We start from the raw sequence: 12,044 nt of genomic DNA on the forward strand, positions 1-12,044 counted from the left end.
TCAGTCAGCAGGATTAACGGGCGTTCTGCTTGATGAAGTCGTGAATGCTGGTGTCCTGTGCCATGTCGGCAATGGTGTCAGTCAGCACACTGTTAACCGCGTCAGCGATATTTTTGTTGGAGGCCTGGAATGCGCCTTCAACGGAATAGCTTGCACGGTAGTTTTTGTTCATTTTATTGCCGTTCTTCGCGGTAGCAATGATGGCGATATCGGCTTTGGTCGCAATGTTGTAGCGAACGTTACCCTGGGAGACGTCAGCGTACAGGTTGTTCACGATGATTTGCAGATCAACCGCGCCGCTTGGGCCAATCATGTAGCCACGGGAGGTCATCTGTTTTTCCAGCACTTCCTGCAACAGGAAGCGCAGGTCGCGGGAGGCGGTCAGCGTGACCTGCTGGTTGTCGCGAGTCACTTTCGCCAGCGCCTGGTCCTGACGCTGATCGGCGCCATTAATGCTGACTGTGACGCCCATCAGGCTTGGATCCTGCTGAGGCAGGGTAATTTTTGGTGAAACGTCAATGGTCGTCGGCGGAGTCGCGCAGCCGGCGAGCATAAAGAGTGCTACCAACGGAAAGAAGAGTTTTTTTAACATTTTCGGGTTCTCAACGAATCGTAAGCAAAGAGAGAAAAATTGCCGCCATCATAACATCGCTAACGGCCAGGGGAAGTGGTCAACGCATGTAAATTCATCGCCTTGTCCGAAAACTGACCACCTTTCCGCTTTTCTCTGCCTGTAAGTGACAAAACGTATGAACCTCATAGTGAACTTCATTCGTTTGGATGAGAAAATCAGACGAAAGCTAAATATTTGTTGTCAAGGTGTAATGGAACCGGTAAAAGCGGCTAATATTTAAAGGGATGGGTGACACCTTAGCGTTGTCGGAGGAGTGATTTCATGATGATACGTGAACAGATAGAAGAAAAATTAAGGGCAGCGTTCAACCCTGTGTTTCTCGAAGTTGTCGACGAAAGCTATCGTCATAACGTGCCGGCAGGTTCTGAAAGCCACTTTAAAGTGGTTCTGGTCAGCGATCGCTTCACGGGAGAACGTTTCCTGAACCGACACCGCTTGATCTACAGCACCTTGACGGAAGAACTCTCCACAACCGTACATGCGCTGGCGCTGCATACCTACACCATTAAGGAATGGGAAGGGCTACAGGATACGGTATTCGCATCACCGCCTTGTCGGGGTGCAGGCACCATCGCCTGATAAATCGGATTTGCAACCGCCGGAGTTTTTCCAGTATGTTGCTTACAGATTTCGTCAAAACGGCCTTCAGGCCGTTTTGTTTTGTCTGAGTTTTGAGCGGATGGCGCGTTTTTAAGGCTAAAAATAGCCTTAAAGTGTGAAAAAAGCCGCAGCAACATGCTCCAACCGTTCTCGACTCACCTAAGTGATGCCGCTATAATGCCGCGTCTTATTGAATGTCTTCGGGATGATTCTGGCGACAGGGAATGTGAATCTGCACATAAGAGAGCATCCCGGTATAACAGACAGATTCAGAGTTGACCGAGCACTGTGATTTTTTTGAGGTAACAAGATGCAAGTTTCAGTTGAAACCACTCAAGGCCTTGGCCGCCGTGTAACGATTACTATCGCTGCTGACAGCATCGAAACTGCTGTGAAAAGCGAGCTGGTCAACGTAGCAAAAAAAGTACGTATTGACGGCTTCCGCAAGGGCAAAGTACCAATGAATGTTGTTGCTCAGCGTTATGGCGCTTCCGTGCGTCAAGATGTGCTGGGTGAACTGATGAGCCGCAACTTTATCGACGCGATCATCAAAGAAAAAATCAATCCAGCCGGCGCGCCGAACTACGTTCCAGGTGAATACAAGCAGGGCGAAGACTTCACCTACTCCGTAGAGTTCGAAGTGTACCCGGAAGTTGAGCTGAAAGGTCTGGAATCTATCGAAGTTGAAAAACCGATCGTTTCCGTGACTGACGAAGACGTTGACGGCATGCTGGATACCCTGCGCAAGCAGCAGGCGAACTGGAAAGAGAAAGAAGGCGCTGTTGACGCGGAAGACCGCGTAACCATCGACTTCACCGGTTCTGTAGACGGCGAAGAGTTCGAAGGCGGTAAAGCGTCTGACTTCGTACTGGCGATGGGCCAGGGTCGTATGATCCCAGGCTTCGAAGACGGTATCAAAGGCCACAAAGCGGGCGAAGAGTTCACCATTGACGTGACCTTCCCTGAAGAATACCACGCTGAAAACCTGAAAGGTAAAGCAGCGAAGTTCGTTATCAACCTGAAGAAAGTGGAAGAGCGCGAACTGCCAGAACTGACTGAAGAATTCATCAAGCGTTTCGGCGTGGAAGATGGTTCTGTTGCGGGCCTGCGTACCGAAGTGCGTAAAAACATGGAGCGCGAGCTGAACGGCGCTGTACGTAACCGCGTGAAGTCTCAGGCGATTGAAGGTCTGGTGAAAGCGAACGACATCGACGTTCCTGCTGCCCTGATCGACAGCGAAATCGACGTTCTGCGCCGTCAGGCTGCACAGCGCTTCGGTGGCAACCAGCAGCAAGCGATGGAACTGCCACGCGAGCTGTTCGAAGAGCAAGCGAAACGTCGCGTTGTTGTCGGCCTGCTGCTGGGCGAAGTGATTCGTACCCACGAGCTGAAAGCTGACGAAGAGCGTGTGAAAGGCCTGATCGAAGAGATGGCTTCTGCATACGAAGACCCATCAGAAGTGATCGAGTTCTACGGTAAGAACAAAGAGCTGATGGACAACATGCGCAACGTCGCACTGGAAGAGCAGGCTGTTGAAGCGGTACTGGCGAAAGCGAAAGTGACCGAAAAAGAGACCTCTTTCACCGAACTGATGAACCAGCAGGCGTAATTTCGCCCCGACGGTTTAAAGTTTGAACAAAAAACCCGTTGCCCTCCGGCGACGGGTTTTTTTTATCACAGCTTTAGTCCTGGAAGGGTGCTAAAACGCCCTTTCAGTGTTAGCGTTACAACAAAACGTTGTTATGCTTGAAATAGGGCATGACGACCCCCATTAGTATGTAATCACGATGATTGAGACTGGCTGATAATCCGTCCATAAGGTTACAATCAGTACAGCAGGTGTTTTCAATTTTGAACCAGGAGACGGAAATGTCATACAGTGGCGAACGAGATAACTTTGCACCCCATATGGCGCTGGTGCCAATGGTTATTGAACAGACCTCACGCGGTGAGCGTTCTTTCGATATCTATTCCCGTCTGCTCAAGGAACGCGTTATCTTTCTGACCGGCCAGGTGGAAGACCATATGGCTAACCTGATCGTGGCGCAGATGCTGTTCCTGGAAGCGGAAAACCCGGAAAAAGACATTTACCTGTACATCAACTCGCCAGGCGGTGTGATTACGGCGGGCATGTCAATTTATGACACCATGCAATTCATCAAGCCGGATGTCAGCACCATCTGTATGGGGCAGGCGGCGTCCATGGGTGCTTTCCTGTTAACCGCAGGGGCGAAAGGTAAGCGTTTCTGCCTGCCTAACTCCCGCGTGATGATTCACCAGCCGCTGGGTGGTTACCAGGGCCAGGCGACGGATATTGAAATCCACGCCCGAGAAATTCTGAAAGTAAAAGCGCGCATGAATGAACTTATGGCGCAGCATACGGGTCAACCTCTCGAGCAGATCGAGCGCGATACCGAGCGCGATCGCTTCCTCTCTGCACCAGAGGCAGTTGAGTACGGCTTAGTCGACTCCATTTTGACCCATCGTAATTGATGCCCGCGACGCGAGTGTGCCGCTATACTAAGGTAGGGCGGAACGTTGCCTGTAAGCAGCTTGCGTCTGAGAATGGCATTTGCGTCGTCATGTGCGGCACATAGAACTTAAAAAGAGGTTTGGACTCATGACAGATAAACGCAAAGATGGTTCGGGCAAACTGCTGTACTGCTCTTTTTGCGGCAAAAGCCAGCATGAAGTGCGTAAACTGATTGCCGGGCCGTCCGTGTATATCTGCGACGAATGCGTCGATTTATGTAACGACATCATTCGCGAAGAGATTAAAGAAGTCGCGCCGCACCGTGAGCGCAGCGCGTTACCAACGCCACACGAGATTCGCCACCACCTGGACGACTATGTCATTGGTCAGGAGCAGGCGAAAAAAGTGCTGGCGGTGGCGGTATACAACCACTACAAACGTCTGCGTAACGGCGATACCAGCAATGGCGTAGAGCTGGGCAAAAGTAACATTCTGCTGATCGGGCCTACGGGTTCTGGTAAAACCCTGCTGGCGGAAACGCTGGCGCGCCTGCTGGATGTTCCGTTCACCATGGCGGATGCCACCACCCTGACCGAAGCCGGTTATGTGGGTGAAGACGTTGAAAATATTATCCAGAAGCTGCTCCAGAAGTGCGATTACGACGTACAGAAAGCCCAGCGCGGGATCGTCTATATCGATGAGATCGACAAAATCTCCCGTAAATCAGACAACCCGTCGATCACTCGTGACGTCTCGGGCGAGGGCGTGCAGCAGGCGCTGCTGAAGCTGATTGAAGGTACGGTTGCGGCTGTTCCACCGCAGGGTGGACGTAAACATCCGCAGCAGGAATTCTTGCAGGTTGATACCTCCAAGATCCTGTTTATCTGTGGTGGTGCGTTTGCAGGCCTGGATAAAGTGATCTCTCACCGTGTGGAAACCGGCTCCGGCATTGGTTTTGGCGCAACGGTGAAAGCCACGTCTGAAAAACCAAACGAAGGCCAGCTGCTGGCGCAGGTTGAACCGGAAGATCTGATCAAATTCGGTTTGATTCCGGAATTTATCGGCCGTCTGCCGGTTGTGGCGACCCTGAACGAACTGAGCGAAGACGCGCTGATTCAGATCCTGAAAGAGCCGAAAAACGCGCTGACCAAGCAGTATCAGGCGCTGTTTAATCTGGAAGGCGTTGAGCTGGAATTCCGTGACGAAGCACTGGACGCGATTGCCAAGAAAGCGATGGCGCGTAAAACCGGTGCCCGTGGCCTGCGTTCTATCGTAGAAGCAGCATTGCTCGACACGATGTACGATCTTCCTTCTATGGAAGACGTTGAAAAAGTCGTGATCGACGAGTCCGTCATTGGTGGCCAGTCCAAGCCGTTACTGATTTACGGTAAACCGGAAGCGCAGCAGGCATCTGGCGAATAATTCACCATTTCATACAATCAGTTAATCAAAAAGGGGGGATTTTATCTCCCCTTTACTTTTTCCGTATTCATGGCGTTGAATGTATGGGAAACATCCCCATATACTGGATTACATGTTAATGGTTGTGTGAAGCACAGTTACATGACCAGTTTACCTGGCGGACACTAAACTAAGAGAGAGCTCTATGAATCCTGAGCGTTCTGAACGCATTGAAATCCCCGTATTGCCGTTGCGCGATGTGGTGGTTTATCCGCACATGGTCATACCCTTATTTGTAGGGCGGGAAAAATCTATCCGTTGCCTCGAAGCCGCCATGGATCATGATAAAAAAATCATGTTGGTCGCGCAGAAGGAAGCATCAACGGATGAGCCGGGTGTAAACGATCTTTTCACCGTCGGGACCGTGGCCTCTATTTTGCAGATGCTGAAGCTGCCAGACGGCACCGTGAAGGTGCTGGTGGAAGGCTTACAGCGTGCGCGTATTACCACTCTGTCAGACGATGGCGAGCACTTCTCTGCGAAGGCAGAGTACCTTGATTCACCGGAACTTGATGAGCGCGAACAGGAAGTGCTGGTACGCACCGCGATCAGCCAGTTCGAAGGCTACATCAAGCTGAATAAGAAAATCCCACCTGAAGTGCTGACGTCGCTGAACAGCATCGACGATCCTGCACGTCTGGCGGATACCATCGCTGCGCACATGCCGCTGAAGCTTGCTGACAAACAGTCCGTGCTGGAAATGTCCGACGTTAACGAACGTCTGGAATACCTGATGGCGATGATGGAGTCTGAGATCGATCTGCTCCAGGTTGAGAAGCGCATTCGCAACCGCGTCAAAAAGCAGATGGAAAAATCGCAGCGTGAGTACTATCTGAACGAGCAAATGAAAGCCATTCAGAAAGAGCTCGGCGAGATGGACGATGCGCCGGATGAAAACGAAGCGCTGAAGCGTAAGATCGACGCGGCGAAGATGCCGAAAGAGGCGAAAGAGAAAGCCGAAGCTGAGTTGCAGAAGCTGAAAATGATGTCTCCGATGTCGGCAGAGGCGACCGTCGTGCGCGGCTATATTGAGTGGATGGTGCAGGTTCCGTGGAATGCCCGCAGCAAGGTCAAAAAAGACCTGCGTCAGGCGCAGGAAATCCTCGATACCGACCACTACGGCCTGGAACGCGTGAAAGACCGCATTCTTGAGTACCTCGCGGTACAGAGCCGTGTGAACAAAATCAAAGGTCCAATTCTGTGCCTGGTAGGGCCTCCAGGCGTGGGTAAAACCTCTCTGGGCCAGTCCATCGCCAAAGCGACCGGACGTAAGTATATCCGTATGGCGCTGGGCGGCGTACGCGATGAAGCGGAAATCCGCGGTCACCGCCGTACCTACATCGGTTCTATGCCGGGCAAGCTGATCCAGAAGATGGCGAAAGTGGGAGTTAAAAACCCGCTGTTCCTGCTCGATGAGATCGACAAAATGTCTTCGGACATGCGTGGCGATCCGGCGTCGGCGCTGCTGGAAGTGCTTGATCCAGAACAGAACGTGGCGTTCAGCGATCACTACCTGGAAGTGGACTACGACCTGAGCGATGTGATGTTCGTGGCGACCTCCAACTCCATGAACATTCCGGCCCCGCTGCTGGACCGTATGGAAGTGATCCGTCTCTCCGGTTATACCGAAGATGAGAAGCTGAACATTGCTAAGCAGCACCTGCTGCCGAAACAGATTGAGCGTAACGCGCTGAAAGCCAACGAGCTGACCGTCGAGGACAGCGCGATTATTGGCATCATTCGCTATTACACCCGTGAAGCGGGCGTTCGTAGCCTCGAGCGTGAGATCTCTAAGCTGTGCCGTAAGGCGGTGAAACAGCTGCTGCTGGATAAGAGCCTGAAGCACATTGTGATTAACGGCGACAATCTGCATGCTTACCTTGGCGTTCAGCGCTTCGACTACGGTCGTGCGGACAACGAAAACCGCGTTGGTCAGGTGACCGGTCTGGCATGGACGGAAGTGGGCGGCGATCTGCTGACCATCGAAACCGCCTGTGTCCCGGGCAAAGGCAAGCTGACCTACACCGGTTCACTGGGTGAAGTGATGCAGGAGTCCATCCAGGCGGCGCTGACCGTGGTGCGCGCGCGTGCGGAAAAACTGGGTATCAACCCGGATTTCTACGAAAAACGCGACATTCACGTTCACGTTCCGGAAGGGGCGACGCCGAAAGATGGCCCAAGCGCGGGTATTGCCATGTGTACGGCGCTGGTTTCCTGCCTGACAGGGAACCCGGTTCGTGCTGATGTGGCCATGACCGGTGAAATTACGCTGCGTGGTCAGGTACTGCCTATCGGCGGGTTAAAAGAAAAACTGCTGGCGGCACACCGCGGTGGGATCAAAACCGTATTGATCCCTTACGAAAATAAACGCGATCTGGAAGAGATTCCGGACAACGTTATTGCCGATTTGCAGATCCATCCGGTGAAACGCATTGAGGAAGTTCTGACTCTCGCACTGCAAAATGAACCGTCCGGAATGCAGGTTGTAACCGCAAAATAGTGACCTCGCGCAAAGAGCGCCAATAAAAACAAGGCTGGTAAGTCATTTCGTACTTGCCAGCCTTTTTTTGTATAGCTAATTTAGATTGCTGATTGGGTTAGCCATCAACAACGGGTGTTGTAAGGTCATAGCAGGACTGATATAACTGCTGCGCGGTCGCGCTGTGAAGGATTCAGGTGCGATATAAATTATAAAGAGAGGAAGAGAACAGTGAATAAATCTCAACTGATTGACAAAATTGCTGCGGGTGCTGATATTTCTAAAGCTGCAGCGGGACGTGCTTTAGATGCTTTAATTGCTTCTGTTACTGAATCTCTGCAAGCTGGGGACGACGTTGCACTGGTAGGCTTCGGTACTTTTGCGGTTAAAGAGCGTGCAGCCCGTACTGGCCGCAACCCTCAGACCGGTAAAGAGATCACCATTGCTGCCGCTAAAGTGCCGGGTTTCCGTGCAGGTAAAGCGCTGAAAGACGCAGTAAACTGATTGCTTTCCCGCTCCAGGGAAGCTGAAAAGTACAAGGGCGCATCGTTTGATGTGCCTTTTTTGTTTGTCCAGACCTGATTTGTGCGAGTTTATGCGAGTTGTGGGCTGACAATTGCCCTGTTTTCTTGTCACAATACGCCTTTACGCGCGACGGTCAGGATTTTCCGTCAGCGTCAGGTAACCAGTCACCTACAGCGGAGTGTTGTTACACCATGATGGACAGCTTACGCACGGCTGCTAACAGTCTCGTGCTCAAGATTATTTTCGGTATCATTATCGTGTCGTTCATATTGACCGGTGTGAGTAGTTACCTCATCGGCGGTGGCGCGAACTACGCCGCAAAAGTGAATGGCCAGGAAATTAGCCGTGGGCAGTTCGAGAACGCTTTTGCTGGTGAACGTAACCGCATGCAGCAACAGCTGGGCGACCAATACTCTGAACTTGCAGCCAACGAAGGCTATATGAAAAACCTGCGTCAGCAGACGCTGAACCGCCTTATCGACGAAGCGCTGCTGGATCAGTACGCGAAAAGCCTGGGTCTGGGCATCAGCGATGAGCAGGTTAAAAAAGCCATCTTCTCGACGCAGGCTTTCCAGTCTAATGGAAAGTTCGACAACGCGCGTTACAACAGCATTGTTAACCAGATGGGTATGACGGCTGACCAGTACGCTCAGGCGCTGCGTAACCAGTTGACCACGCAACAGCTGATCAACGCGGTGGTGGGCACCGATTTCATGCTGAAAGGCGAAACTGAAGAGCTGGCGGCACTGGTGGCGCAGCAACGCGTGGTGCGTGAAGCGACGATTGATGTCAACGCACTGGCAGCGAAACAGCAGGTTAGCGACGCTGAAGTTAATGCTTACTACGAGCAAAACAAGAACAACTTCATCTCTCCGGAACAGTTCCGCGTAAGCTATATCAAGCTGGATGCAGCTGCGATGCAGGAAAACGCGACTGACGCCGAGATCCAGTCTTATTACGACCAGCATCAGGATCAGTTCACTCAGCCGCAGCGTAACCGTTACAGCGTGATCCAGACCAAAACGGAAGCAGAAGCGAAAGCCGTGCTGGACGAGCTGAACAAAGGCGCTGATTTCGCCACCTTAGCGAAAGCAAAATCCACCGACATTATTTCTGCCAAAAACGGCGGTGATATGGGCTGGCTGGAAGAGTCCACTACCCCGGACGAGCTGAAAAATGCAGGCCTGAAAGAGAAAGGCCAACTGTCTGGTGTAATCAAATCCTCCGTTGGTTTCCTGGTGGCGCGTCTGGACGATATTGTGGCGGCGAAAACCAAGCCGCTGGCTGACGTTCGTGATGATATCGCTGCGAAAGTGAAGCAGGAGAAAGCGCTGGACGCCTTCTATGCTCTGCAACAGAAAGTGAGCGATGCCGCAAGCAACGACAATGAATCACTGGCGGGTGCTGAGCAGGCTGCTGGCGTTAAAGCGGTTGAGACGGGCTGGTTCAGCCACGAAAACCTGCCGGAAGAACTGAACTTCAAACCAGTTTCAGATGCCATTTTCAATGGTGGTCTGGTCGGTGAGAACGGTACGCCGGGCAGCAACTCAGACATCATTACCGTTGACGGTGACCGAGCGTTCGTACTGCGCGTCAGCGAGCACAAAGCCGAGGCAGTGAAGCCCCTGGCGGAAGTGAAAGATCAGGTGGTGGCGCTGGTCAAACACAACAAAGCGGCACAGCAGGCAAAACTGGATGCAGAGAAAATTCTGGCCGATCTGAAAGCCGGTAAGAACGATGCGCTGAAAGCGGCTGGCCTGAGCTTTGGCGAAGCAAAAACGCTGAGCCGTACCGGTCAGGATCCTGTCAGCCAGGCGGCGTTTGGCCTGAGCCTGCCGGCGAAAGACAAACCTGTCTATGGTACCACGACCGATATGCAGGGTAATGTGGTGCTTCTGGCGCTGGATGAAGTAAAAGCCGGTACGCTGCCAGACGCGCAGAAGAAGGCCATGGTTCAGGGAATTACCCAGAACAATGCCCAGATTGCTTTCGAAGCGATGATGAGCAACCTGCGTAAAGAAGCCAAAATCAAACTGGGTGATGTGGTCACTCAGGAGCAATAATTACGTATCTGCTCGCAGATTTTCGTAACGCTCTGCAAAAACTAAAGGCCGCTTTCGCGGCCTTTTCCATTTCTGCAATCTGTTGTTTGTCCCTGTTTTCCCGTGCGGTTATCGTGGCGTGGCTGTCAACAAACAAGGAGAAAACAGCATGAAATGTGGAATCAAAGCACTGTTAATTACACTGGCTATTGCCACTTCCGGGATGAGTGCGGGCGCGCTGGCGGCGTCCCCCTCGGTTAAAGCGCAGGCCGCACAAAACCAGGCCGATGCAACGTTACAAGGTCATGTTAAAGCCAACGCGACGGTCAGCACGAAAGCCATTGAGGACGAGGGTACGCGGGTCAGTATCAATACTGCCTCTGCGGACGATCTTGCCCGCGTTATGAATGGCGTGGGTCTAAAAAAAGCGCAGGCCATCGTCAGCTATCGTGAAGAGTATGGCCCTTTCAAAACCCTTGACGATCTCAAGCAGGTGCCGGGTATGGGCAGCGCGCTGGTTGAGCGCAATCTCGCACACCTGACGCTGTAATCGCGTAATCACTTGCACTGCGGCAAAAATTTGCCAGGATAAAGAGGTCATACCAGTTATGACCTCTGAACCTATAACAACGTAAGGCTATTGCGCTATGCAGACACAAATCAAAGTCCGTGGTTATCACCTCGATGTTTACCAGCACGTCAATAACGCCCGCTACCTTGAATTTCTTGAAGAGGCGCGCTGGGACGGCCTGGAGAACAGCGAAAGCTTCCAGTGGCTGACCGCACACAACATCGCGTTTGTGGTCGTCAATATCAACATTAACTACCGCCGCCCGGCTGTGCTGGGGGATGTGCTCACCGTGACCAGTGAGGTCCAACAACTGAATGGCAAAAGTGGTGTATTGAGCCAGGTCGTTATGCTGGAGCCAGAAGGGCAGGTGGTGGCCGATGCGCTGATCACCTTTGTCTGTATCGATCTCAAAACCCAGAAAGCGTTGCCGCTGGAAGGGGAGTTGCGCGAAAAGCTGGAGCTGATGATCGCGTAAGAAATGTTCAGGGATAACTGTGCTGTCGACACTTACCGTTCGACAGCACGGTCAGGTAGCCCTTATTTCAGCCCGGTCTTTTTCTGCATCGCGGCCATCACGCCCGCTTTATCCGCAAAATAATGATTCAGACCGTTCGCGCGCAGGTTACAGGCGGCACACTGCCCGCAGCCGTCCCCTTTAATGCCGTTGTAGCAGGTCAGGGTCTCGTTGCGAACAACATCCAGCTTGCCCCAGTAGTCGGCCAGGGCCCAGGTTTCAGCCTTATCCAGCCACATCAGCGGCGTTTCGAAGCGGGTCTCTTTTGCCATTCCCAGATCGACAGCGTGATTGAGTGCTTTCACGAATTCATCCCGGCAGTCCGGGTAGCCAGAGAAGTCGGTCTCACATACGCCCGTGATCACCGCTTCGGCTTTCACCTGGTAGGCATAGATCGCCGTCAGGGTCAGGAAGAGAATGTTGCGGCCCGGTACGAAGGTGTTCGGAATGCCGCTGGCATCCGGTTCGTAATCAGGCACCGGAATGCTGTCGCGGGTGAGGCTGCTGACGGCCAGTTCATTTAACAGCGTCACGTCCAGCACTTTATGAGCGCGGGCGCCCAGTTTGAGGGCCAGTTCACGAGCGACATCGATTTCAGCGCGATGACGCTGACCATAATCAAAAGTGACGCAGTGCACTTCATCATACTGGTGAAGCGCCTGAATCAGGCAGGTGGTGGAATCTTGTCCTCCGCTGAACACGACGACGGCACGTTTCATAGATCATCTCGACAGTTACAGTAAAA

At 52.5% G+C, this 12,044-nt stretch carries 11 protein-coding genes; 9 read left to right on the forward strand and 2 right to left on the reverse strand.

The window, feature by feature from the left end; genetic code table 11:
* Window positions 1–13: 13 nt before the first annotated feature.
* The gene (locus KTH07_RS02630) at window positions 14–592 is read right to left on the reverse strand and encodes a lipoprotein (RefSeq protein ID WP_003859052.1); all 579 of its coding nucleotides are present in this window, start codon (window positions 590–592) and stop codon (window positions 14–16) included.
* Between the two features lie 303 nt (window positions 593–895).
* Here KTH07_RS02630 and bolA point away from each other — a divergent pair, with 303 nt between their 5' ends.
* The 9 genes from bolA (at window position 896) to KTH07_RS02675 (ending at window position 11,260) form a co-directional block, all read left to right on the forward strand.
* On the forward strand, window positions 896–1,213 hold the full coding sequence (bolA, locus tag KTH07_RS02635; RefSeq protein ID WP_003859051.1) for a transcriptional regulator BolA: 318 nt from the start codon (window positions 896–898) through the stop codon (window positions 1,211–1,213).
* A 331-nt stretch (window positions 1,214–1,544) separates the two neighbouring features.
* Complete coding sequence (gene tig / locus KTH07_RS02640) at window positions 1,545–2,843, forward strand: trigger factor (protein ID WP_015571277.1); 1,299 nt, start codon at window positions 1,545–1,547, stop codon at window positions 2,841–2,843.
* A 260-nt stretch (window positions 2,844–3,103) separates the two neighbouring features.
* Window positions 3,104–3,727 (forward strand): ATP-dependent Clp endopeptidase proteolytic subunit ClpP, encoded by a 624-nt coding sequence (clpP, locus tag KTH07_RS02645; protein WP_006809880.1) that lies wholly within the window; start codon window positions 3,104–3,106, stop codon window positions 3,725–3,727.
* A 127-nt stretch (window positions 3,728–3,854) separates the two neighbouring features.
* Window positions 3,855–5,129 carry an ATP-dependent protease ATP-binding subunit ClpX gene (clpX, locus tag KTH07_RS02650; protein WP_015571275.1) on the forward strand — a complete coding sequence of 425 codons (1,275 nt, stop codon included), beginning with the start codon at window positions 3,855–3,857 and terminating at the stop codon, window positions 5,127–5,129.
* Between the two features lie 184 nt (window positions 5,130–5,313).
* Window positions 5,314–7,668 (forward strand): endopeptidase La, encoded by a 2,355-nt coding sequence (gene lon / locus KTH07_RS02655; RefSeq protein ID WP_014882775.1) that lies wholly within the window; start codon window positions 5,314–5,316, stop codon window positions 7,666–7,668.
* 210 nt (window positions 7,669–7,878) lie between these two features.
* Window positions 7,879–8,151, forward strand: a complete 273-nt coding sequence (hupB, locus tag KTH07_RS02660; protein WP_002444653.1) for a nucleoid-associated protein HU-beta — start codon at window positions 7,879–7,881, stop codon at window positions 8,149–8,151.
* Window positions 8,152–8,363: 212 nt separating this feature from the next.
* Window positions 8,364–10,235 (forward strand): peptidylprolyl isomerase, encoded by a 1,872-nt coding sequence (gene ppiD / locus KTH07_RS02665; RefSeq protein WP_015571274.1) that lies wholly within the window; start codon window positions 8,364–8,366, stop codon window positions 10,233–10,235.
* Between the two features lie 148 nt (window positions 10,236–10,383).
* Complete coding sequence (locus tag KTH07_RS02670) at window positions 10,384–10,764, forward strand: helix-hairpin-helix domain-containing protein (RefSeq protein ID WP_015571273.1); 381 nt, start codon at window positions 10,384–10,386, stop codon at window positions 10,762–10,764.
* A gap of 97 nt (window positions 10,765–10,861) precedes the next feature.
* Window positions 10,862–11,260, forward strand: a complete 399-nt coding sequence (locus tag KTH07_RS02675) for a YbgC/FadM family acyl-CoA thioesterase (protein WP_015571272.1) — start codon at window positions 10,862–10,864, stop codon at window positions 11,258–11,260.
* A gap of 62 nt (window positions 11,261–11,322) precedes the next feature.
* Here KTH07_RS02675 and queC read toward each other — a convergent pair whose 3' ends face one another.
* Window positions 11,323–12,018, reverse strand: coding sequence for a 7-cyano-7-deazaguanine synthase QueC (queC, locus tag KTH07_RS02680; protein ID WP_015571271.1), 696 nt, complete (start codon window positions 12,016–12,018; stop codon window positions 11,323–11,325).
* Window positions 12,019–12,044: the final 26 nt, after the last annotated feature.

It is taken from the genome of Enterobacter cloacae complex sp. ECL72 (genome assembly GCF_019056635.1).
Taxonomy (GTDB): domain Bacteria; phylum Pseudomonadota; class Gammaproteobacteria; order Enterobacterales; family Enterobacteriaceae; genus Enterobacter; species Enterobacter hormaechei_C.